The sequence below is a fragment of the Bacillus sp. FJAT-27986 genome, from assembly GCF_001685035.1.
Lineage (GTDB): Bacteria > Bacillota > Bacilli > Bacillales > Pradoshiaceae > Pradoshia.
This window is the reverse complement of record NZ_MAYV01000014.1, coordinates 381,980-406,633: the sequence shown is the minus strand read 5'-3', so window position 1 is coordinate 406,633 and position 24,654 is coordinate 381,980. Positions and strand designations below refer to the sequence as shown.

Annotated in this window: 22 protein-coding genes; 20 read left to right on the top strand and 2 right to left on the bottom strand. The window is 39.2% G+C overall.

Features of this window, described 5'->3' with window-relative positions; translation table 11 throughout:
* Positions 1–28: 28 nt before the first annotated feature.
* A complete protein-coding gene (locus A8L44_RS10665) occupies positions 29–1,315 on the bottom strand; it encodes a replication-associated recombination protein A (RefSeq protein WP_066105428.1) in 1,287 nt (428 codons plus the stop codon).
* Between the two features lie 260 nt (positions 1,316–1,575).
* On the opposite strand from A8L44_RS10665, the gene cymR reads away from it, so the two are divergent.
* From cymR to A8L44_RS10645, 4 genes are all read left to right on the top strand, one after another.
* Positions 1,576–1,998, top strand: a complete 423-nt coding sequence (gene cymR, locus A8L44_RS10660; protein WP_066105425.1) for a cysteine metabolism transcriptional regulator CymR — start codon at positions 1,576–1,578, stop codon at positions 1,996–1,998.
* A gap of 38 nt (positions 1,999–2,036) precedes the next feature.
* The gene (locus tag A8L44_RS10655) at positions 2,037–3,179 is read left to right on the top strand and encodes a cysteine desulfurase family protein (protein WP_066105423.1); all 1,143 of its coding nucleotides are present in this window, start codon (positions 2,037–2,039) and stop codon (positions 3,177–3,179) included.
* 23 nt (positions 3,180–3,202) lie between these two features.
* Complete coding sequence (mnmA, locus tag A8L44_RS10650) at positions 3,203–4,315, top strand: tRNA 2-thiouridine(34) synthase MnmA (RefSeq protein WP_373925494.1); 1,113 nt, start codon at positions 3,203–3,205, stop codon at positions 4,313–4,315.
* An 89-nt stretch (positions 4,316–4,404) separates the two neighbouring features.
* Positions 4,405–7,092, top strand: coding sequence for a cation-translocating P-type ATPase (locus A8L44_RS10645; RefSeq protein WP_066105420.1), 2,688 nt, complete (start codon positions 4,405–4,407; stop codon positions 7,090–7,092).
* Between the two features lie 13 nt (positions 7,093–7,105).
* On the opposite strand, the gene A8L44_RS10640 is transcribed toward A8L44_RS10645, so the two are convergent.
* Positions 7,106–7,813, bottom strand: coding sequence for a GDSL-type esterase/lipase family protein (locus A8L44_RS10640; RefSeq protein ID WP_175354277.1), 708 nt, complete (start codon positions 7,811–7,813; stop codon positions 7,106–7,108).
* 242 nt (positions 7,814–8,055) lie between these two features.
* On the opposite strand from A8L44_RS10640, the gene A8L44_RS10635 reads away from it, so the two are divergent.
* The 16 genes from A8L44_RS10635 to A8L44_RS10565 all read left to right on the top strand — a co-directional run bounded on the left by A8L44_RS10635 (position 8,056) and on the right by A8L44_RS10565 (position 24,643).
* A complete protein-coding gene (locus A8L44_RS10635) occupies positions 8,056–8,712 on the top strand; it encodes a tetratricopeptide repeat protein (protein WP_066105415.1) in 657 nt (218 codons plus the stop codon).
* Between the two features lie 16 nt (positions 8,713–8,728).
* Entirely contained in the window at positions 8,729–11,155 is a 2,427-nt protein-coding gene (recD2, locus tag A8L44_RS10630) for an SF1B family DNA helicase RecD2 (protein ID WP_225983612.1), read from the top strand.
* Positions 11,156–11,245: 90 nt separating this feature from the next.
* Positions 11,246–11,434 carry a hypothetical protein gene (locus A8L44_RS10625; protein ID WP_066105409.1) on the top strand — a complete coding sequence of 63 codons (189 nt, stop codon included), beginning with the start codon at positions 11,246–11,248 and terminating at the stop codon, positions 11,432–11,434.
* A gap of 32 nt (positions 11,435–11,466) precedes the next feature.
* Positions 11,467–11,598 carry a YrzQ family protein gene (locus A8L44_RS18550; protein ID WP_077248072.1) on the top strand — a complete coding sequence of 44 codons (132 nt, stop codon included), beginning with the start codon at positions 11,467–11,469 and terminating at the stop codon, positions 11,596–11,598.
* A 112-nt stretch (positions 11,599–11,710) separates the two neighbouring features.
* Complete coding sequence (locus A8L44_RS10620) at positions 11,711–12,778, top strand: AI-2E family transporter (RefSeq protein ID WP_306821560.1); 1,068 nt, start codon at positions 11,711–11,713, stop codon at positions 12,776–12,778.
* A gap of 348 nt (positions 12,779–13,126) precedes the next feature.
* A complete protein-coding gene (gene alaS / locus A8L44_RS10615) occupies positions 13,127–15,766 on the top strand; it encodes an alanine--tRNA ligase (RefSeq protein ID WP_066105403.1) in 2,640 nt (879 codons plus the stop codon).
* Positions 15,767–15,934: 168 nt separating this feature from the next.
* Positions 15,935–16,201 carry an IreB family regulatory phosphoprotein gene (locus tag A8L44_RS10610; protein ID WP_066105399.1) on the top strand — a complete coding sequence of 89 codons (267 nt, stop codon included), beginning with the start codon at positions 15,935–15,937 and terminating at the stop codon, positions 16,199–16,201.
* 1 nt (position 16,202) lies between these two features.
* On the top strand, positions 16,203–16,622 hold the full coding sequence (gene ruvX / locus A8L44_RS10605; protein ID WP_066105397.1) for a Holliday junction resolvase RuvX: 420 nt from the start codon (positions 16,203–16,205) through the stop codon (positions 16,620–16,622).
* Positions 16,623–16,639: 17 nt separating this feature from the next.
* Positions 16,640–16,912 carry a DUF1292 domain-containing protein gene (locus tag A8L44_RS10600; RefSeq protein ID WP_066105394.1) on the top strand — a complete coding sequence of 91 codons (273 nt, stop codon included), beginning with the start codon at positions 16,640–16,642 and terminating at the stop codon, positions 16,910–16,912.
* A gap of 300 nt (positions 16,913–17,212) precedes the next feature.
* On the top strand, positions 17,213–18,337 hold the full coding sequence (gene mltG / locus A8L44_RS10595) for an endolytic transglycosylase MltG (RefSeq protein ID WP_225983611.1): 1,125 nt from the start codon (positions 17,213–17,215) through the stop codon (positions 18,335–18,337).
* 163 nt (positions 18,338–18,500) lie between these two features.
* Complete coding sequence (locus tag A8L44_RS10590; protein WP_066105391.1) at positions 18,501–19,154, top strand: O-methyltransferase; 654 nt, start codon at positions 18,501–18,503, stop codon at positions 19,152–19,154.
* Complete coding sequence (locus tag A8L44_RS10585) at positions 19,151–20,080, top strand: peptidase U32 family protein (RefSeq protein ID WP_066105387.1); 930 nt, start codon at positions 19,151–19,153, stop codon at positions 20,078–20,080. The genes A8L44_RS10590 and A8L44_RS10585 overlap by 4 nt, the downstream gene beginning before the upstream one ends.
* 21 nt (positions 20,081–20,101) lie before the next feature.
* A complete protein-coding gene (locus A8L44_RS10580) occupies positions 20,102–21,373 on the top strand; it encodes a peptidase U32 family protein (protein ID WP_066105385.1) in 1,272 nt (423 codons plus the stop codon).
* A 2-nt stretch (positions 21,374–21,375) separates the two neighbouring features.
* Positions 21,376–22,008: a uridine kinase gene (gene udk, locus A8L44_RS10575; protein WP_066105382.1), complete on the top strand. Its 633-nt coding sequence runs from the start codon at positions 21,376–21,378 to the stop codon at positions 22,006–22,008.
* A 258-nt stretch (positions 22,009–22,266) separates the two neighbouring features.
* A complete protein-coding gene (gene greA, locus A8L44_RS10570) occupies positions 22,267–22,743 on the top strand; it encodes a transcription elongation factor GreA (protein ID WP_066105374.1) in 477 nt (158 codons plus the stop codon).
* Positions 22,744–22,861: 118 nt separating this feature from the next.
* Entirely contained in the window at positions 22,862–24,643 is a 1,782-nt protein-coding gene (locus A8L44_RS10565) for a penicillin-binding transpeptidase domain-containing protein (protein WP_066105371.1), read from the top strand.
* The last annotated feature ends 11 nt before the right edge of the window (positions 24,644–24,654 follow it).

Below are 24,654 nucleotides of genomic sequence, written 5' to 3'. Positions count from 1 at the left end.
AAGATTGGCTAATAGAAGCCAATCTTTTTTACTGCTTATTTTTAAACTGTTCCAGTCTTTCATATATAGCAGCTAATCGTTTCTCCTCGCCGGATTCAATCGGATCATAGTATTTTGTTCCCTTTAAGTTGCCTGGGAGATAATCTTGTTTGACCCAGCCACCGAAAGTGCCGATAGGGTAGTCATGCGGGTATTTATAACCAACATGCCCGAGGTCTTTTGAGCCTGAATAATGGGCATCACGTAAATGCTTAGGGATATCCCCGACTTTGCCGCTTCGAATATCCGAAATGGCTTGATCCAATGCCTTATAAGCAGAATTTGATTTGGAGGATAGACACATTTCCACAACAGCCACTGAAAGCGGGATGCGCGCCTCGGGAAGACCGAGACGTTCACTGGCGGTAACAGCTGCCAACACATTATTTCCGACGGAGGGATTTGCCAGTCCGATATCTTCATAAGCAATCACTAAAAGTCTCCGATTGACTGCAACCAGATCACCAACCTCAAGAAGGTGAGCTAAATAATATAAAGAAGCATGAACGTCGCTTCCTCTTATGCTTTTTTGCAGGGCGGATAACAGGTTATAGAAGTTTGAGCCTTTTTTATCTCCATAAACTCCTACATTCCCGCCTAAATCGTCAATGACTTCATCTTCTATGATATACGTATCCTCATCCCTGGTTGATGAGAAAACTGCTGATTCCAGCAGCGTTAATGATTTTCTTGCATCTCCATTTGAGTGAAGGGCAATTTTTTTTATTTGTTCCTCGGTGATTTGGATATCCATTTTTCCCAGACCATTTTTTTCATCAGAAAGGGCTCTTTGGAGCAGTGTGATGGTTTCTTCGACAGATAAGCGGGTAAGCTGCTTGATTTGGCCGCAGCGGCTCCGAATAGCTGGATTGACATCATGGAATGGGTTTTCCGTTGTGGCACCGATTAAAATGATATCGCCTCGTTCTACATGTGGCAGAAGATAATCCTGCTGAGCTTTATTGAATCGGTGAATCTCATCAAGAAAGAGGATAACCTGCCCGGTCAGACGTGTTTCATCAACAACTGCTTCGATATCCTTCTTCCCGGCTGTAGTTGCATTTAAAGCAATGAACGGTATTTTGGTGGTTCCCGCAATTGCATAAGCAATGGATGTTTTTCCAATGCCAGGTTCACCATATAATAACATAGAAGGGACATGCCCGTTTTTAATCATTTTATATAAACTGGTTTGTTTGCCGATGATTTCGTTCTGGCCAATAATTTCATCTAAGTTCTTAGGTCGCATTCGAAATGCGAGTGGTTCAGTATTCAACTAACTAACCTCCACAAATAAGCTTCAGGATGCTTTCATTATATCGATAAACGCTTCACATTCCTATATTTTCGTTTTTGCGTAAGAGCTGCGAATTTTATCCTTTCATGAGATTTCCTGTAGTCGAAACTGGTTTTTTTTACTATGATTAAATAGAAAATAAAAAATTAAGAAGAATTGTACTGAGTCATTGAAAATAGGCAATGATTTAATGTATGGTATACTTTTGTAGACTAAATGTAAGGCTGAGGTGCTAAGTAATGAAAATATCTACCAAAGGAAGATACGGACTTACCATTATGATTGATTTAGCTAAGAAACATGGAGAAGGTCCTACTTCCCTAAAATCGATAGCACAATCAAATAATTTGTCCGAACACTATTTGGAACAATTGGTTACCCCCTTGCGTAATGCAGGACTTGTTAAAAGTGTAAGGGGTGCCTATGGCGGCTATAAACTAACGAAAGATCCACATGAAATTACAGCAGGTGATGTGATCAAGGTGCTTGAAGGCCCAATTACACCGGTTGAAGGCATTGAGGACGAAGAACCTGTTAAACGGCAATTGTGGATTAAAATCAGAGATGCTGTAAAGGATGTTTTGGATAATACAACTTTGGAAGACTTGGCATCCTATGAAGAAGAGGACGACTCCACTCAATCATATATGTTCTACATTTAATATAAAGTAATTTTGTTTAGGCAAAGGAGGTATAGGCCATGGAACGGGTTTATATGGATCATGCAGCGACAACGCCTATGCATCCAGAAGTTATTGATGTGATGACGGAGGTTATGAAGAAGACTTACGGAAATCCATCAAGCATTCACCAATTCGGCAGAGAATCGAGAAAGCTAATTGATGATGCAAGAAGAGTGCTGGCTGAAAGTATTGGTGCACAAATAGATGAAATTATATTCACGAGCGGTGGTACAGAAGCAGATAATGCCGCAATCTATAGCAGTGTACAAGCTATGAAGAATAAAGGCAAACATATTATTACGTCAGAAATTGAACATCATGCCGTATTGCATACATGCCAGGCTCTTGAAAAAGAGGGATACGAGGTTACGTATTTGCCTGTCAATGAAGAAGGACAGGTAACTGTGAGTGCTGTTCAGGAAGCATTACGAGATGATACAGTTTTAGTGACAATCATGTTCGGAAATAATGAAGTGGGCACTATTCAGCCTATTCAGGAAATTGGCAGGCTTTTGGCTGACCATCAGGCATTGTTCCACACAGATGCGGTACAGGCATACGGAATCATTCCTATATCGGTTCATGAGTTAGCTGTGGATTTCTTAAGTGTGTCTGCACATAAAATTAATGGTCCGAAAGGTATTGGCTTCTTATATGCGCGAAAAGGCGTACCATTTAAGCCATTGCTACTTGGCGGTGAGCAGGAAAGAAAACGCCGGGCAGGAACTGAAAACGTGCCTGGGGCAGCAGGCTTTGCAAAGGCGGCTGAGCTGATGTCTAACACACGTGAGGAGAAAGCGAAGCAGTATAGAGCCTTTAAAGAAATAATGCTCCATGTATTTGACGAAGCAGGTATTAATTATTCCATCAATGGAAAGCTGGATGATTCACTGCCGCATGTATTGAATATTAGTTTTCCAGGAACGAGTGTTGAGGCTTTCTTAGTCAATATGGATTTGGCAGGGGTGGCTGTTTCAAGCGGTTCTGCCTGTACAGCTGGATCGATTGAACCATCGCATGTTCTTGTCTCGATGTTTGGAAAAGATTCAGAGCGGACAAAGAATTCAATTCGCTTCAGCTTTGGGCAGGGCAATACGGAACAAGAAGTAGAAAAAGCAGCGAAGATTGCTGTAAATGTGATAAATCGATTAGTGAAGTAAATAGGTATGAGGTGAAGTGTATAATGAAATCCCCGGCGGAAACTAGAGTTGTTGTCGGAATGTCCGGTGGAGTGGATTCTTCTGTTGCAGCTTATCTTTTAAAAGAGCAGGGCTATGACGTTGTAGGAATTTTCATGAAAAACTGGGACGATACAGATGAAAATGGTGTTTGTACAGCTACGGAGGACTATGAAGATGTCATCCGTGTCTGCAATCATATTGGAATTCCCTACTATGCAGTCAATTTTGAAAAACAGTATTGGGATAAAGTGTTTTCTTATTTCCTTGAGGAATATAAAGCGGGACGTACACCAAATCCCGATGTGATGTGTAATAAAGAAATTAAATTTAAGGCATTTCTTGAGCATGCCATGGATCTAGGTGCAGATTATTTGGCCACAGGCCATTATGCGCGTGTGGCTTACCAAGACGGAGAATATAAAATGCTTAGAGGGTTGGATAATAATAAGGATCAAACTTATTTTCTAAACCAATTAACTCAGGAGCAATTAAGCAAGGTTATGTTCCCGATTGGTGAGTATGATAAGCCAAAAATTAGAGAAATTGCCTTGGAGGCTGGCCTGCCAACGGCTACTAAAAAAGATTCTACAGGCATTTGTTTTATCGGCGAGCGTAACTTTAAGGAATTTCTTGGGCAATATTTGCCGGCTAAACCTGGTGAGATGAGAACGATGAGTGGTGAACTGAAGGGTAAGCATGACGGCCTTATGTATTATACATTGGGACAGCGTCATGGACTTGGAATTGGCGGAAGCGGTGAACCGTGGTTTGCGGTTGGGAAAGATTTAGAAAATAATGTTCTATTAGTAGAGCAAGGTTTTCACCATGACAGCCTCTATTCTGATTCTATTATCGCTGACAAAATGAACTGGATTTCCGAAAGGAAACCAGGTGATACTTTTGAGTGTACAGCTAAATTCAGATATCGCCAGGCAGATAATAAGGTAACAGTGAAAGTATTGGATGACAATCAGGCAGAAGTAATTTTTGCTGAGCCAATCAGAGCGGTGACTCCTGGGCAAGCTGCAGTATTTTATGATGGTGAAGTCTGCTTGGGTGGAGGTACCATCGATAAAGTTTATAAAAAAGGTTTAAAACTTGATTATGTTGGGTAAATAAAATAGCCAATTGAATGTGGATAGTCTGTTTCGTAGAGAAACAGGCTATTTACGTTCTGTAAAATATACATATGCAGGTGATGAAGATGGATGTGAAGAAGTACGATTATTCACTTTCCAAGAAAGAGGTATTAGAAGTATTTGAAACTGATGCAGAAAGGGGGATAACGGAAAAAGAAGCCGAAGCGAGATTAAAAGACTATGGAAAAAATGAATTCGGAGTGGAGCAAAAAAATTCATTGTTAAAAATGATTGCTTTACAAATACATAACACACTTAATTACATATTGATGGTTGCCGCTTTATTCTCATTTATAGTGGGTGAAGTGAGTGACGGTTTAATTATTACATTTGTGATTATTATCAACACCATTATTGGTGTAGTCCAAGAGAAAAAGGCAGAAAATGCATTGGACGAACTAAAAAAGTTAGCAGCACCGAAAGCCTTGGTAAAAAGAGAAGGAAATGTCAGGGAAATAGATGCATCCTTGCTCGTACCTGGTGACTGCGTCTTACTTGAAGCCGGAAGGACAGTACCGGCTGATATTCGTATCATTCAATCCCATTCCTTGAAAATTGAAGAGTCTGCTTTAACGGGGGAGAGCCTTCCAGTAGATAAGGACGAGAATTGGAATTTGGAAAATCCTGATCAGCCACTTGGTGATTATCTTAATATGGCATTCATGTCTACTCAAGTTACAAATGGCCGAGGGATTGGAATTGTGGCTGCAACCGGGTTGAATACAGAGGTTGGGAAAATAGCTGAAATGCTTCACAGCACTGAATCCAGCAAAACTCCTTTGCAGAAAAATCTTGATCAGCTTGGGAAAAAATTAAGTTATTGTGCCATTATCGTTTGTGTCGTTATGTTCATTGTAGGATTAATGCAGGGACGGAATCCTGGAGAAATGTTTATGATTTCCACAAGTCTTGCTGTTTCGGCTATACCTGAGAGTTTATCGACAATGGTCATAATTGTTTTAACGCTAGGGGTAAGGCGCCTCATTAAGCAAAAGGCAATTATACGAAGAATTCCGGCAGTTGAAACTTTGGGTTCGGTTAGCATGATTTGTTCAGATAAAACAGGAACACTGACTTTGAACAAAATGAGTGTCGTTGAGCGTTATGTTAATTTAAAAGTTATAGAGGAAGATGTACCATATTCTGCGGATGACCAAAGGTTGATTAATCAATTGGCATTATGCTCGGATGCCACTTATGAACCGGAAGAAACCGGCGACCCGACAGAAGTGGCTTTTGTTAAAGCAGCACATGTGAATGGTTACACAAAGTCTGATTTAGATAAAGAATTTCCGCGTGTAGCCGAAATTCCGTTCGATTCAACGAGAAAAAGGATGACTACCATACATAAAGATGGCGATGGATACATTGTACTGACAAAAGGTGCAGTAGATATCCTGCTAGAGAGAATAACCACTATTCAACTAGATAGCGAAATAGTAAAAATGACGCCGGAATACATAACTGAAATTAATCAAGCTGTGATGCAGATGTCCAACCGCGCTCTTCGTGTAATGGCTTTGGCGGGAAAAAGAGTTTCGGCCGAAGCGATTTCTGAACTGAATGAAGAAGAAATAGAGAATGGTTTGACGTTTTTTGGAATGGTAGGCTTGATGGATCCGCCTCGACCGGAGGCAAAACTTCAAATTGAAAGAGCTCATCGTTCAGGAATTGAAGTAACGATGATTACAGGTGATCATCCGCAAACAGCGATTGCGATTGCGCACCGTTTAGGGATAACGGAATCCGATAAAGTTATCACGGGTGCCGAATTGAATCAAATGACACCTGAAGAATTGAAGGAAGCAGCAGTCGATACTCGTGTATTCGCCCGGGTATCACCGGAGCATAAAGTCCAAATCGTTCAGGCCTTCAAAGAAAATGGGCATATTGTTTCAATGACCGGTGATGGTGTTAATGATGCTCCTTCCTTAAAAACAGCTGATATTGGGGTTGCTATGGGACAAACTGGGACAGATGTTGCCAAGGGTGCCTCTGATATGGTTTTAATGGATGATAATTTCACCACGATTATAAAAGCGGTTGAAGAGGGTAGAAATATTTTTGCTAATATACGAAAATCTGTGCTTTTCCTTGTTACAAGTAACTTTGGTGAAGTTCTAGTGCTCTTTTTTGCCATCTTGCTTGGCTGGCCGACACCGTTACTGACCGTCCATATTTTATGGCTGAATTTAGTTGGTGATTCTATTCCAGCCTTTGCGCTTGGTGTAGATAAGAATAAGGATGTTATGCTGGATAAACCAAGGCCTAAAAAAGAAGGGATTTTCACGAGGGATTCAGTCATCTTCCTGATTTTAAATGGTTTGTTGATTGGTGTAGCTTCTCTCCTAGCCTTCCTAATTGGGTTGAAATGGGCTGCTGGAATTGATTCCATATTCGATTTACAATTTAATCAGCTTACAGACCATGAACTGAGAGTCGGACAAACGGTTGCCTTTATGGCACTAACCTTTATTAGCTACATGCAAGTATATAATGTCAGACATTTACGTAAACCAATCTGGAAAACAGATGTGTTTAGCAATAAATATTTAAATTGGTCTGTCATAGGTGTCATCTTGTTACAATTGGCAGTTGTTTATATCGAACCTTTTGCCAAATTACTCAAGATTGAACCGATAGGCTTAAGGGAATGGATCCTAATCTTCTTCTGTACAATTGGAACCATTGTCGTAAATGAAATTGTTAAGGGCTTCTTAAGATACTATGAAAAAAGAAAGGCTATGGATTAAGCTCCATAGCCTTCTATATTTCTTCGCTGATTCGATTAGCAATCAGGCGATATCCCTTGTCATTTAAATGGAGGCTATCACTGAAATAGTCTTTTTTTGTTTTATCCTGAAACAAATCATCTGTTGGTACGAAGGTGATAGATGAGTAGTTACTGACCGTTTCTTTTAGATCGTGATTCCAGTCATCTAGAATTTCGTCAAGGCGGTCGTCATTAGGAAATGGATTATATAATCCAACAACAATAAAGGGGACATCATGGTCAACCATGCGAATGCTTTTCAAAATGTCATCTACATTATCAAGATAATCTTTTTTTCCTTTCTTTATAGCGGCTTGATTGATGGTTTGAAAATCACCGCCCAAACTTGTACGCAAATCATTAGTGCCTATAAATAAGATAATATAGTCAGCTTCATTCACTTTCTCACTTATTGTAGGATTCGCTAATTGTTTGATAACTCCCTCTGACTCCTGACCCGGAATTCCATAATTATTGATTTTATAATTTTTATTTGAGGATTCGCTTTCTGAAATTTTTTCAAGCTGACCGACATAGCCTTCCTCATGGCGATCGCCCACCCCATAGGTTAAGGAATCACCTAAAGCCATAATGACATGTTCCTGATCGGCTTTTATCTTTTCATCTAAAAAGAAGGTATATCCGATATAAATCAGTCCGATTATTAGTAAAAGTCCAGCTGCATAGTGTAGTTTCTTCATATCTCTCACTCCCATAGATATACTTCTACCCTAAAATCAAAGAATTTTAACAAAAAGTGTAATATTTTAATCTATATGATTAAGAGAGTAACCTAGTCATAAATAGGAAGGTAAACTGGTGGGATTTACTATAACTTATAAATGATGGCGCGCTGCTTGCCCAGATGCTTGTCTCTGGGACAACGGACTATCACTTTGTGGTATACTATTTCCATTCAGTTAGGAATGTAGGAGTGAATAGTATGGATAAAAATAAATTAGGTATTCAATATATGGAACAAGGAAAATGGGAGGATGCTGCAAAAGTATTCACCGAAATGATTGAAGAAAATCCAAATGACCCAGTAGGGTTTATCAATTTCGGCAATGTATTGGCATCGATGAACGACAATCAACGTGCGATTAAATTTTTTGAAAGAGCTATTGAACTGGATCCGGAAGCTGCGACTGCCTATTATGGATTGGGCAGCATTTATTATGAGCTCGATGATTTAGTGAAGGCGAAGGACCAGTTTGAGCTGGCTATCAAAAAAGGAATTGAAACAGCAGATGTGATGTTTATGCTGGGATTATGTCTGCTTCATTTAGACCAGCCGAAGCTGGCATTACCTTATTTCCAAAGAAGTGTTGAATTAAATCCGTCGGATGCAGAAGCTCAGTTCCATTATGGACTGGCTTTGGCAGGTGCTGAAATGTATGATATGGCGATTGATGCATGGAATAAGACGCTTGAAATTGATGAGTCACATGCAGATGCGTATTTTAACCTGGGTGTGGCCTACGGTGGGATTAAGGGAGATGCAGATAAAGCAATCGCTTATTTTGAAAAAGCGGTTGAAATCCAGCCTGATCACATCCTTGCTTTGAATGGGTTAAAACAAATGAAAGAACTGTTATAAACGGGAGGTGCTTCTTGTGGAACAAGAGTCGTTCGTCTTCTCCGACAATGACAAACCTTTCATCAAAGGAACACATTTGGTTACCATTTTTCATAATGAACAAAATTTATACTCGGTTGTACGAATCAGAGTGAAAGAAACGAATTTGAATTACGATGAAAAAGAAGCTGTTATTACCGGGTATTTCCCCCCTATTCATGAGGAAGAAATATACACGTTTTATGGGAAAATGAAAGAACATCCCCGTTTTGGGATTCAATTTCATGTAGATACCTTCCAGCGTGAAGTTCCTGAATCAAAGGAGGGTGTGATTGCTTATTTATCCGGATCTCTTTTTAAAGGGATTGGTAAAAAGATTGCAGAATCGATTGTCGAAAAACTTGGCGAAAAGGCAATCTCCAAAATTTTAGCGAATCCATCATTGCTCGATCAAATTCCTAAGCTAAGCGGTGAAAAGGCAAAGCAATTGTATGATACTCTGGCAGCCAATCAGGGCCTGGAGCAAATCATGATTAATTTATCCAGCCTGGGGTTTGGACCTCAGCTATCGATGAAAATTTATCAGGCTTATAAAGAGGACACGATTTCCATCATTGAGCAAAATCCATACCAGCTAGTCGAAACGATTGAGGGAATTGGATTTACTCGCGCAGATGAAATCGGACTGCAGCTCGGCATTGGAGGAAGCCATCCATCCAGGATTAAGGCAGCGATTCTCTATACACTTGACAGATCTTGTGTACAGGACGGGCATTCGTATACCGAGGCTGAGGAACTGTTGATCAGCGTAAAAACTCTCTTGGAACAAAATCAAAATGTGACCATCACTTTTGAGCAAATTACGGAATCACTTATCCAACTCGGTGAAGAGGGAAAAATCATTGGAGAAGAGAAAAGGTTTTATATGCCGTCCCTCTACTTTTCTGAAAAAGGGATTGTAACGAATATTAAACGGATTATGTCTCAGGACTCATATGCCGATCAATTTCCTGAATCTGAATTTTTATTGGAGCTAGGCAAACTAGAAGAGCGAATTGGGATGGAGTACGCTGAGGAGCAAAAGGATGCAATCTTTAAAGCCTTACATTCTCCGATGCTGATCCTGACAGGAGGTCCTGGTACCGGTAAAACAACCGTTATTAAAGGAATCGTTGAATTATATTCAGAATTACATGGTTTGTCCCTTAATCCAAAAGATTATAATAATGAAAATCCATTTCCATTTGTTTTAGCAGCTCCAACAGGACGCGCGGCAAAAAGGATGAAGGAATCCACAGGGCTTCCCGCCGTAACTATCCACCGTTTATTGGGCTGGAATGGGTCGGATGTTCAGCGTGATGAAGATAATCCAATCAGCGGAAGGCTTTTAATTGTAGATGAGATGTCTATGGTAGACATTTGGCTGGCCAATCAGCTTTTTAAAGCATTGCCGAATGATATGCAAGTCATCCTCGTTGGTGATGAGGATCAGTTGCCTTCAGTTGGACCAGGTCAGGTATTGAAGGATTTACTTGCCTCTTCCGTTATTCCTGTAACCCGTCTGGAATCGATATTCAGACAGGAAGATGGTTCTTCCATTATTCAGCTCGCGCATGCGATAAAAAACGGACAGCTGCCGCCAGATATTCGGAAACCGCAGGGCGATCGTTCATTTTTCTCTTGTTCCACTAATCAAGTAGCAGATGTGATTAGGCAGGTTGTAACCAATGCCCGCCAAAAAGGGTTCCCAGCCCGTGATATTCAGGTTTTGGCTCCAATGTACAGAGGGAGTGCCGGAATTGATTCCCTCAATGTCCTCCTGCAGGGCATTCTTAATGATAATCGCGATAAGAAGAAAAGGGAATTGACTTTTGGGGATGTGGTTTATCGGGTTGGAGATAAGGTTCTCCAATTAGTGAATCAGCCTGAAAATGGGATTTACAATGGTGATATGGGTGAAATTATTGCGATTATCTATGCAAAGGAAAATGAAGATAAGCAGGATCAGATTTTTGTTTCATTTGATGGCATTGAAGCGAAGTATACACGCCAGGAGCTCAATCAAATAACTCATGCTTATTGTTGTTCCATTCATAAATCCCAGGGAAGTGAATTCCCAATCGTCATATTGCCAGTTGTTAAGAGCTATCACCGCATGCTAAGGAGGAACTTAATTTACACGGCTATAACAAGGAGCAAACAGTTCCTGATTGTATGCGGTGAAGAGGAAGCCTTACGATACGGCGTCGGTCGCAGTGGTGAGGAGGAACGGCGAACAACTCTACTTGAAAAACTGCAGGAAGGGTTCCGTGATAAGGAACTTATCTCCAAACCTGAAAATCCAGTTACTGAAAATGAAAGTTCCAATGAAGACGGCTTGACGTATGAGCAAAAAATATTCCAAACAGATCCAATGATTGGGATGGAAAACATTACGCCTTATGATTTTATGATACGCGGTTAAAATACAAATGTCGGTCTTTAAGCTGAATGAATTCTGCATACAATGGACAAACTGGCAATTACAGAGATATTTTTTTATGAGGTGATTGCTATGAAATGTCCGAATTGCTCCAGCAAAGATATCGGCAAGATTGGCGTGAATCAATATTATTGCTGGAATTGTTTTGTGGAATTATCTATCCAAAAAGGAATTATGCATGTCCATCAGGTGGAGGAGGATGGAGTGTTAAGTTCTTTAGATGATTTGTTTAGCGAAGAAGACCGACAGATGAGTCTTTGATTCGTACTTCCTAAATTATGAGGTGAGTTGCTATGAATAAAATGGTTTCGTCGTTAATAACCTTAGGAGCGGGAATGGCGATCTATCGGAGTATGTCCAATAATGGAATGCTATCCGGCCGTAATATGAGAAAGATTAAACGAACAATCATGAAGTCATTTTGATTGGAAGTTAAGGGTTTAAAAGGTAGATTCTCTGCCTTTTAAACCTTTTTTAGTGTATGCCTGCAGAATCCCCATACATATTTTCTTTTAACATAAAGAAAATAGTACAGAGGTGGGATTTTTGAACATACAGATAAAGTGGTTTTATCGACTTGGATTTCTATTATTATTATTTATCGTATTATTTGTGTTTTACTTGCTCAGACCAATATGGTTTCCTGTTATACAGGTTTTTCTAACTGCATTATCACCATTTATTGGAGCCGCTCTTATTAGTTACCTCCTTCATCCCCTGGTGGAAAAAGTTCATCAGAAAGGTTTGCATAGAGGTTTGGCAATCGGTTTGATTTATCTGGTGTTTTTTGGGGCAGTCGGCTATGGATTGTATAAAGGAATTCCAGTATTCATTAACCAAATGATTGATGTTGCAGAAAGAGCACCAGAAATGGCAGAGTTATATCGAGGTTACATAGCTCGTTTTCATTCACAAACCTCAAGCTGGCCGTTTGGTCTGCATGATCGTTTGGAGCAAATCATCAGCTCTATAGAAATGAAACTGAGTTCTTCTATAACTGTATTAATAGAAGCGCTAAGTGGGCTGTCGGATTTTTTCATCTTTGTGTTACTCATCCCTCTCATATCCTTTTATTTACTGAAGGATGCTGAAAAGATTATTGATTTTGGTTTAAGATTATTTCCTAAAAAAAGCAGAGACACAACGAAAAAGTTCTTGAAGGATATCGACCATTCTTTGGGCGGATATCTTCGCGGACAGCTCTTGGTCTGTACGATTGTGGGATCCTTTGCCGCTATACTTTTCTGGTTATTTGGTATGAAGTATCCTTTATTGCTGAGCCTTTTTATTGGGGTAACGAATATTATTCCCTATTTCGGACCTCTGATTGGAGCGGTTCCGGCATTGCTCGTAGCGATCACTATGTCAACGGGCATGGTCATCAAGGTGGCCATTATCATTATTGTGATTCAATTTCTGGAGGGGAATGTCCTTTCACCAATTATCATGGGGAAAACGTTAAAGCTGCACCCGCTTATTATCATTTTTGCTTTGCTTGTCGGTGGTGAGATTAGCGGAATACTAGGCCTGATTCTTGCTGTCCCTATTTTAGCCTTTTTGAAGGTTGCTATTACTCATAGTAAAATATTAAGGAATAACCCTTAAACAATTCCTGAAACATTGACAAAGAAAACACTTATGACTATAATCCAACTTATAACGGAATATATTGAAATATGTTGATGGACCGAGTATGTTTAAGCCCTTCCGAATGTAAATCCTATTTACATGAAAGAGAGAAGTCTCCATGGCTGAAAGAGACTTTGGAAGAAGAGAGACAGAAAGCTAGTCCGGAGTGCGGGCAAAAACCCGCCGTTTAAACCGCGTTAAGGTTTCTGAGGTGACGAAACTTTTTAGATGTTTCGTAATCAGGGTGGTACCGCGAGTCAAGCTCTCGTCCCTGTTTTTAGGGATGAGGGCTTTTTTGTGTATAAAAAAGGAGGATTCAATCTTATGAAGTACATGACTGGGGCAGAAATTCGCCAAATGTTTTTAGATTTCTTTCAGGAAAAAGGTCACAGAATTGAACCGAGTGCATCGTTAGTACCGGTGGAAGATCCGACACTGTTATGGATTAATTCCGGAGTTGCAACATTAAAAAAATATTTTGATGGACGAGTTATTCCTGAAAATCCAAGGATTACGAATGCCCAAAAATCGATTAGAACAAACGATATTGAAAATGTTGGAAAAACAGCTCGACACCATACTTTCTTTGAAATGCTGGGTAACTTCTCTATTGGAGAATATTTCAGAGAGGAAGCAATCAAATGGGGATGGGAGCTATTAACAGATGAACGCTGGTTTGCTATGCCAAAAGACAAGCTTTATATCACATACTATCCAGCAGATACTGATACCCTTAAGGTATGGAAAAGCTTAGGCGTACCGGATAGTCACTTAATTCCGCTTGAGGACAATTTCTGGGAAATTGGTGAAGGCCCATCCGGACCTGATACTGAAATTTTCTTTGACCGCGGTACAAAATTTGATCCTGAAGATATCGGCATTCGTTTAATTGAAGAAGATATCGAAAATGATCGTTATATTGAGATCTGGAATATCGTATTGTCTCAATTTAATGCAAATCCAGAAATACCGCGCAGTGAGTATCCTGAATTACCGAAGAAAAATATTGATACAGGGATGGGATTAGAGCGGATGGCATCCATTTTCCAAAATGGTGACACGAACTTTGATACGGATTTATTCCTGCCGATTATCCATAAAACTGAAGAAATTTCAGGTCAACAATATAGAACAAGTGCGGATAAAGATGTAGCATTTCGTGTTATTGCTGACCATATCCGTACGGTTGCGTTTGCAATAGGTGATGGAGCACTTCCTTCCAATGAAGGACGCGGATATGTTTTACGCAGATTGCTGCGCAGAGCTGTTCGTTTTGCTAAGAAAATTGGTATCAATAAGCCATTTATGTATGAATTGGTTCCAGTTGTGGCGGATATCATGGTAGATTATTATCCAGAAGTTAAACAGAAACAGGACTTCATAGCGAAGGTTGTTCGTAATGAAGAGGAGCGTTTTCATGAAACTCTTCATGACGGGTTAGCTATACTTGCGGAAGTTATTGAGGCTGAGAAGAAAAGGGGCAGCGATATAGTAAACGGATTTGATGTATTCCGTCTCTATGATACCTATGGATTCCCAGTTGAATTAACAGAAGAGTATGCTGAAGATGAAGGCATGAAAATCGACCGTAAAGGTTTCGAAAGAGAGATGGAAGCTCAGCGGACACGTGCACGTGCTGCTCGCCAGGATGTAGACTCCATGCAAGTACAAAGCGGTATTTTAGGTGACATAAAAGTACAAAGTAAATTTGTTGGATATGAAACCCTTGAATGCCCGGCAACAGTGGAAGTAATCATTAAAAATGGTGAAAAAGCGGACGATGCCATGGCGGGAGAAGAAGTTCAAATCATTTTTGACCAAACACCTTTCTATGCTGAAAGCGGCGGACAAATTGCGGACAAAGGATTCTTTGAATCTGAAGACCTACGAGTATTCGTGAAGGATGTTCAAAAAGCTCCAAATGGCCAAAACCTGCATACAGTTATCGTAGAATATGGATTACTGAAGGAAGGTGCGTATGGGAAAGCGGTTGTAGATGAAGCAAATCGCCGTAAAATCATTAAAAACCATACGGCAACTCATTTACTGCATCAAGCATTAAAGGATGTACTGGGCACGCATGTCAACCAAGCGGGTTCTTTAGTAAGACCGGACCGACTTCGTTTTGACTTTTCTCATTTTGGACAAGTTACAGAAGAAGAGCTAGAACAGGTTGAGCAAATCGTGAATGATAAAATTTGGAAGAGTATTGATGTAACGATTGAAAATAAACAGATTGAAGAAGCAAAAGCAATGGGGGCAATGGCTCTATTCGGTGAAAAATATGGCGATATCGTACGTGTTGTCCAAGTGGGAGATTATAGCCTTGAGCTCTGCGGTGGCTGCCACGTTCCTAATACTTCTGCTATCGGGCTGTTCAAAATTGTCTCTGAAGGTGGAATAGGGGCTGGTACCAGAAGGATTGAAGCAGTAACGGGCGAATCTGCGTATCTTCAATTAAAAGAACAAATTGGTGTTCTTCGCCAAGCAGCAGCTAAAGTTAAAGCTAATCCAAAAGATTTGCCTGTTAAAATTGATTCCCTATTAGGCGAATTAAAAGACGCACAAAAAGAAAATGAATCATTAGCAGCCAAGCTTTCCAATATCGAGGCAGGAAATATTCAATCCAAAGCTGAAACAATTAATGGTGTAACGGTTTTATCAGCGAAGGTAGAGGCTCAGGATATGAATAATTTAAGAAATATGGCTGATGACTTAAAGCAAAAGCTAGGGTCCTCCATCATTGTCCTTGGAAGTGCGCAAGGAGAAAAAGTAAACTTAATTGCTGCAGTTACAAAAGATTTAATAGACCAAGGATACCATGCCGGTAAAATCATTAAAGAGGTAGCGGCACGCTGCGGTGGTGGCGGAGGTGGACGTCCTGATATGGCTCAGGCCGGCGGTAAGAACCCTGCTGATTTAGAAGCAGCACTTGAACTGGTAAAAGATTTGGTTAACAAATAAAAACGGGGCAAAGGATTTGCCCCCCTTCTTTTTGAATCTAATCATTTTGGCATGGATAGTATTGACTAGCCAAAACTATCATTCGAATTTTATTATTAGGTTTAAGTAGTGTACAATAAGAGGAACAATGGAAATATAGCTTTTTGAATGAAAGCGGGGTGCGTTGGAATGAGTTCATTTGATAAAACAATGAAATTTAATTTCCCGGAGGATTCTTTTGAGCATGACGTTAGCCATGTTTTAATGGAAGTCTATAATGCTCTAAATGAAAAAGGTTACAATCCTATTAACCAGATTGTAGGTTATCTTTTGTCAGGAGACCCTGCTTATATTCCGCGTCATAATGATGCACGAAATCTTATTAGAAAGCTTGAAAGAGATGAGATTATAGAAGTTCTGGTCAAATCTTATTTAGAGCAGCAACGAGAGGGATAATATGCGAATTGTAGGTCTTGATGTGGGTAGTAAAACTGTGGGAGTCGCCATCAGTGATGAAATGGGCTGGACTGCTCAAGGTTTGGAAACCATAGCAATTGACGAAGAAAAAAATCAGCTTGGCCTGAAACGTTTAGATGAAATCCTTAAACCTTATAAAGTCGATAAATTTGTCGTAGGTTTGCCGAAAAATATGAATGGAACTGTAGGTCCGCGAGGCGAGGCAAGTCAGTATTATGCTTCAAAGCTTGAAAAACGATATAAGGTTCCGGTCGTTTTGTGGGATGAACGTTTAACCACAATGGCCGCAGAACGGGTTTTATTAGATGCAGATGTAAGCCGTAAAAAACGCAAAAAAGTTATAGATAAAATGGCCGCTGTCTTAATTCTGCAAGGATATTTAGATAGTGGCGGCAAATAATTTAGAGGTGATCAGACATGGAAGAAAATATGATAACAATTGTTGATGAAGATGGTAACGAGCAGTTACACGAAATATTACTTACGTTCGAATTGGATGATTATGATAAGCAATACGTTGTATTTGCACCAGTAGGAAACGAAGGCGAAGAAGATGAAGACCTCATCCATGTAGCTTCTTATATTCCTGATGAAACAGGTGAAGTCGGAACATTAAATGATATAGAAGATGATGAAGAATGGGCTCTAGTTGAAGAAGTCATTAATACATTCTTCGACGAAGAAGAATAAACTGAAAATATAGCTCTCCCGGTTTTATCGGGGGAGTTTTTTTATGTGTAGATTTAAGTATTGTGGAATAATGATGAAATGGTTTTACAAGGAATGGTGAAAGGATGATTATTCAAGAGATTTTAGGTAAATTCTCCGAAAAATAGAGCATGTTATAAAAAAGTAATGGTCAATTCATGAAATTTATTATATAATCAAGCGGTTTAAGAAAAAGTTTTATGATAATCATTGACAGATTCCGCTAATGTTTGCAATAAATAAAGAGGGCTTGTAATAAAATGCCTTAGGGGGGCATCACTTTTGGATAATGATAAAAATTGGAAGAAAGAGCAAATGAAAATAAAGCTACTTGAAAGACAGAGTGAAGCTAGAGTGGTACGGAAAATTGTTACTGTTTCGTTAGTTGCTGTCATCCTTGTCATGACGCTTGTTGGACTTGGTGGGTATTTGTATATCTCCTCCGCATTAAAACCTGTTGACCCAGATAATAAAGATGCAATCAAGGTGGAAATCCCTCGTGGTTCAGGAATTAGTTTGATTTCTCAAACATTAGAGGATAATGGAGTCGTTAAAAACGCGAAAGTATTTAAATACTATGTCAAGTTTAAAAATGAATCTGGTTTCCAGGCTGGAACCTATAATTTATCACCATCTATGACAATTCAGGAAATCATCGATCAAATCAAAAATGGAATTGTAGCTGAGACCTATCGAATTACTATTCCGGAAGGAAGAGATCTGGAACAAATTTCAGAAATTATTGCCAAGAAAACAGGCAAAAAGTCAAAAGATGTCTTAGCCGTTATAAATAAAAATGGATTTATTAAAGAAATGATGAATAAGTATCCTGATTTATTAACTGATGATATTCTTGCCGAGAATGTCAGATATCCATTGGAAGGATATTTATATCCAGCAACGTATTCATTTTATGAGGAAGATCCAACAATAGAGTCAATTGTTAGCGATATGGTAAAAAAAACCAACGAAATCTTAGCGAAGTATAAGGATGAAATGTCCAAGGATAAATGGACACCGCATACACTATTAACAATGGCATCCTTAATTGAAGAAGAAGCAACTGAGAAGGTGGATAGGGATAAAATATCTGCTGTGTTTAAAAACAGGATGGAGAAGGATATGCGATTGCAAACTGATCCAACTGTTCTGTACGCATTGGGAGAGCATAAAGATCGGGTGACATACAAAGACTTAGAAGTCGACTCACCATATAATCTTTATCGACATAAGGGGTTAACCCCTGGACCAATTGCCAATGCAGGTGAAACCTCTATTCAGGCGGCATTAAACCCTGCAGATATTGATGACCTATATTTCCTTGCTACTAAATCGGGAGAAGTCATCTTTAATAAAACATTAGAAGAACATAATAAAGATAAGGCAAAACATATAACGAATAATTAAGCATTTGGAGGGGAACTATGGAAGAGAAGAAACGTTTCGCTTCTTTCCCCTAAATATGCTAAAATATTCGAAGTGCATAAAAATAGTGTATGTATTTAAAGAAAGCCACCTGGCTTTCTCATTTTTTTGAATTAAGCAAAGTACAGGGTTTGGAGGAATAAGGATGAATAAGAATCTTGATCACTATTTACAGACTCTTGTACCTTCCCGAAATGATTTATTAAGTGAAATGGAAGAGTATGCAAGGGAAAATGGTGTTCCGATTATGGAATTAACCGGTATGGAGTCTATGTTACAGATTCTAAAAATCCAAAAGCCGCGAAAAATTTTAGAAATTGGAACAGCAATTGGTTATTCTGCTTTACGAATGGCGTATACGCTGCCAGAAGCTTCAATACTGACAATTGAAAGAGATGAGGAACGTATTGAAAAAGCTCATCATTTTATTGAAAGAGCGGACATGAAGAGTAGAATAAAGATTATAAAAGGTGACGCCCTTGAGACAGAATCAGCTGTCTCTCCAGAAGGACCTTTTGATTGTATATTTATCGACGCAGCTAAAGGACAATATAAACGTTTCTTTGAAATATATGAAAAGTCTTTGGCAGAGGGAGGAATTATCCTTTCCGATAATGTTCTCTTTAAAGGCTTGGTGGCTCTTGAACAGGAAGAGATTGAATCTAAACGAACAAAAAATTTAGTTAATAAAATAAAAGGCTATAATGAATGGCTCATGAATAAGGAAAACTTTGATACTGTCATTATCCCTGTCGGGGATGGTTTGGCTATCAGTATTAAACGAGGTGAAAAGGCATGAAAACCCCTGAGCTATTACTAACACCTACTAAGGTTGAAGATATCATCCCATTAATTGATGCAGGTGCAGATGCATTTGTTATAGGGGAACAACGTTATGGACTGAGACTGGCTGGAGAATTTAACAGAGAGGCTGTTAAAGAAGCAATCCAGCTAGCCCATTCAAAAGGAAAGAAAGTATATGTGGCTATGAATGCCATCTTCCATAATGAGAAAGTGGACGAGCTGTCCGATTATTTGCGTTTCTTAGATGCCAATCAAGCTGATGCTGTCATCTTTGGAGATCCAGCTGTTTTGATGGCTGCTCGTGAAGCAGCTCCGAACCTGCCACTGCATTGGAATACAGAAACAACAGCGACCAACTGGTTCACGTGTAATTACTGGGGAACAAAAGGAGCTAAGCGTGCAGTCCTTGCCCGGGAAATTAATATGGACGCTATCATTGAAATTAAAGAACATGCCAAAGTCGAGATTGAAGTACAGGTGCATGGAATGACAGCCATGTTTCAGTCAAAACGGACGCTTATCGGGAATTACTTTAATTACCAAGGCCGCAATATGAAAGTGGATAGCCTGGAGGATCAAAAAAGCTTATTCCTGCACGATCCTGAGCGTAACGCTAAATACCCAATCTTTGAAGATGAAAACGGCACTCATATTATGAGTCCGAATGATATTTGCATTATTGATGAATTGGCAGAAATGCTCGATGCTGGGGTAGACTCCTTTAAAATTGATGGAATCTTAAAGGATTCTGACTATCTTATTGAAGTAACCAAATTGTATCGCGAGGCAATTGATTTATATGCAGAGAATCCGGATCTATACGAAGATAAGAAGGAAGAACTGCTGCAGAAAGCTGAAGAAATTCAACCGGCAAACAGATCGCTGGATACAGGCTTCTTTTTCAAGGAGACTGTTTATTAACAGGGAATGGAGGATGACCGAATGTCCGTGTCAGAAAATAAAATTTCCGAGATTATTGACGGAAAACGCGTTATTGTAAAAAAACCGGAATTACTGGCTCCTGCCGGTAACCTGGAAAAATTAAAAATCGCTGTCCGTTATGGTGCCGACGCCGTATTTATTGGCGGTCAGGAATATGGATTGCGCTCCAATGCCGGAAATTTTTCATTGGCAGAAATGAAAGAAGGCGTGGAGTTTGCTAAACAATACGGCGCTAAAATATATGTGACCACTAATATTTTTGCTCATAATGAGAACATCGATGGACTTCCGGAGTATTTAAAAGGGATTGAAGAAGCTGGAGTAACAGGTATTATAGTAGCTGACCCGTTAATAATTGAGACCTGTAAAAAGGCTGCTCCAAAGCTGGAAATCCACTTAAGTACACAGCAATCCTTATCAAACTGGAAAGCTGTACAGTTTTGGAAAGAAGAAGGGCTGGATCGTGTTGTTTTGGCACGTGAGACGAGTGGAGAAGAAATCAAGCTAATGAAAGAAAAGGTTGATATTGAAATTGAAACCTTTATTCATGGGGCGATGTGTATTGCTTATTCAGGGCGCTGCACGCTATCTAACCATATGACAGCCCGTGATTCTAATCGAGGCGGCTGCTGCCAATCATGCAGATGGGATTATCATTTATTCGCTAATACGGAAGATGGTGAAAAACCATTATTTGAAGATGAAGACCAACCGTTTGCGATGAGTCCTAAAGATTTGAAACTGGTTGAATCCATCCCAACTATGATAGAGATGGGAATCGACAGCTTAAAAATCGAAGGCCGTATGAAATCCATTCATTATATTGCAACAGTTGTCAGTGTTTATCGCAAGGTTATAGATACTTATTGTGCGGATCCGGACAATTTTGTTTTCAAAGAGGAATGGATTACAGAGCTCAATAAGTGTGCGAATCGGGAAACAGCTCCCGCATTCTTTGAAGGTGTACCAAGCCATAAGGAGCAAATGTTTGGCAATCATAATAACAAAACAACGCATGACTTTGCCGGGCTTGTCTTATCGTATGATGAAAATACATCTATAGTCACGTTACAGCAAAGAAATTACTTTAAACCGGGAGACGAAATTGAATTTTTCGGACCTAATATCGAAAACTTTACGCAAACAGTCGGAACAATCTGGGATGAGGACGGCAATGAATTAGATGCTGCAAGACATCCGCTTATGACTGTCCGCTTAAAAGTCGATCAACCGGTTCATCCATATGATATGATGAGGAAGGAGAACAACTAAAAATGACTAAGCCAATTGTAATTGGGGTTGCAGGTGGCTCGGGTTCAGGGAAAACGAGTGTAACAAAAGCAATCTATGAAAAATTCAAGGGTCATTCCATCATGATTCTAGAACAAGATTATTATTATAAGGATCAAAGCCATCTTCCTTTTGAGGAACGACTAAAGACAAACTATGATCATCCATTGGCTTTTGATAATGATCTATTGCTGGAGCATATCAACAAATTGCTTCGTTATGAAGCAATTGAAAAGCCGGTTTATGATTATGCTATGCATACACGCTCTGAGGATGTAATTCCTGTTGAACCTAAGGACGTTATTATTCTCGAGGGAATCTTGGTACTTGAAGATGAGAGATTACGCGATATAATGGATATTAAACTATTTGTTGATACCGATGCAGATCTTCGTATAATACGTCGTTTAATGCGTGATATAAAAGAACGGGGCCGTTCAATTGATTCAGTCATTGAACAATACACATCTGTGGTACGTCCTATGCATAACCAATTTATTGAGCCTACTAAGCGCTATGCGGATATTATTATTCCTGAAGGCGGACACAATTACGTGGCTATTGATGTAATTGGTACTAAAATCCAAACGATTTTGGAGCAAAAATCCCTTTTATAGGAATATTTTGTTTTTACACCAATTTCCATAAAAATAACAAAAAAGTTACTCATTTTTGAAAAAATTTTGATAAAATTAATAGACAAATCGATAAAAAGAAATTAAGCTAACAATGAGTGTAAATTGCGCGTTCGATTGAGAACGCGCAATTCCTATACCAATAAAGGTATATACATAGTTATTAAGTGCATATATATACACATGATCACATGGAGCGGTTGGTGCTGCATGGTGAAAGTACAGAAGGAGTGAAATTTTTTGGCTACTGAAAAAGTATTCCCAATGACTAAAGAGGGAAAAGAAAAATTAGAGAAAGAATTAGAACTTTTAAAAACGGTTAAACGTAAAGAAGTTGTAGAACGAATTAAAATTGCACGCAGTTTCGGTGACTTATCCGAAAACTCTGAGTATGACTCTGCTAAAGAAGAACAAGCATTTGTTGAAGGAAGAATCACTACACTTGAAAATATGATTAGAAATGCACAAATTATTGAGTCAGGTGCATCTCAGGATGGAACGGTTACATTAGGAAAATCCGTAACATTTAAAGAATTACCTGATGGTGAAGAAGAAACTTATATAATTGTCGGTTCTGCAGAAGCTGACCCATTTGAGTATAAAATTTCAAATGATTCTCCTATTGCCCGCAGTTTAATGGGAAAAAAACCAGGTGATGAAGTAACGGTTTCTACTCCAGGTGGAGATATGGAAGTCGTAATCGTATCCGTTCAATAATTTGAAATTTAAGAAAGAACCAGCAAGGCGCCTATTTTAGGTGCCTTTTTTATTTGTTCAATTATAGTTTGAAATAGGCAAGCCCCGTCGAAACTGGTAACAGTAAGGGGTGTGTTAAATGAAAAAAAGAATATTGGGGACAGGAATTATTTTTCTATTGCTGTTTACTTTATTAATAGCCAAGCTGGTACATATACAGATAGTGAAGCCAAAGGAATATTCCAAACACCGGGTAAATTTATTAGAGAATAGTGTGAGACAAAGAATTGACGAAATCACTTTGGATGATGGGAGAGGTGGATTTCTTGATAGAGAAGGTAAGTCGATATCCTATCAGGACAAATCGGTGTTAGTACTCTTTCCATTTGTTAAACATTTAGATTGGCCTGCAGATAAAGTGGCAGACATTCTTGAGATAGAGAAAGAAATACTACTACAAAGGCTAAAGAGTGAAGAGGAACCATTTATTTATGAAAATAAAGGTATAACAGAATTAACAGATAGCCAAATTGCGCAAATTAACAATCTTCATATTCCAGGTATTATAGGTGTAAAGAAGAGAGAGGTTATAGCAAATCCTTCAGCAAGCCATCTTCTAGGGTCCCTGACATTAAATAAGAATGAAATAGATGAAGCTAATAAAATAGGCTATACACCGGTTGATTATCAAACAAAAGTAGGGAAAACAGGATTGCAAAAAGCCTTTCAGATCTTCCTGCAGGGTAATGGCAGTAAAAAACTAGTTTATCACAAAGCAGCCAATGGACTGCCAATGTTTGGAGTGGATATCCGTTATTTGGACGAAGGTCAATCTGGTGAAAGAATTAATATACAGACTACTTTGGATCAGGACTATCAAAAACTTGCAGAACAAGTTGCTGATGATAGTGGGCTGAAAAAAGGCGGAATCATCATTTTAGATGTTGAGACTAATGATATTCTGACTATGTTTTCCACACCGCTTGTAAATAAAGATGTAAACAATGAGGGTAACCATAATCAAATGATTACTCCACAGACTCCTGGTTCCGTATTTAAAACGGTTATAGCAGCTGCTGCCATAGAAGAAGGCCTAAACCTGAATGGAAGAGAATTTAACGGTAATTTGGATCATTTAGGGCGACCTGTTGATAAAAATACAGGAAGATTGCTAGGAATGGTTGATTTTAAGCGAGGGTTTGCATTAAGCAGCAACCAAGTTTTTGGAGTTCTGGGAAAGGAATTGGCAGATAAAAATCCGAATCTTATTGAAGAGTATGCTGAGCGGCTTGGCTTAATTCAACCAATTGGGTGGAATGGAAGTGTATTCCATACATCTCTCATTAAACAACTGCCGGAAGAAAAATCTGGGGTCATATGGACAGAATCCTCCATGAAGAAGGATGAGAATTTTGTGGCGAATACATCGATTGGTCAACTAAATGTAAAAGTAACTCCGCTTGCCATCGCCAATATGATGGCCACGATTGCCAGAGGCGGTGAAAGAATGATGGCTAGAGCTGCCACTAAAGCGGTCGATGATGACGGATTAACCATTGCCACCTTCAAAGAGCAGCCTATAGAAGGTAAAGCCATTTCAAAAATAACAGCCAGCAAGCTACAGCAATTATTAAGAGGAGTAGTAACAACAACAGGGAAATATGCCACTGCGGGTAATCTACATACAGCCAAGTACGATGTTGCTGGTAAGTCAGGAACAGCAGAAATTGGGGCCAAGGAAGATAAAACAAAACAGATGTACAATAAATGGTTTGCAGGTTATTTTCCTTTTCAAAAACCTAAATATGCGATGGTGATTGTAAATCTGGATACAGCGAGCAAGTCGGGTGCGGTAACTCCTTTATACTTACAAATGGTCAATGGGATACATGCAATTAATCAAAAAAGAGGCCTGGAATAAAAAATATGACG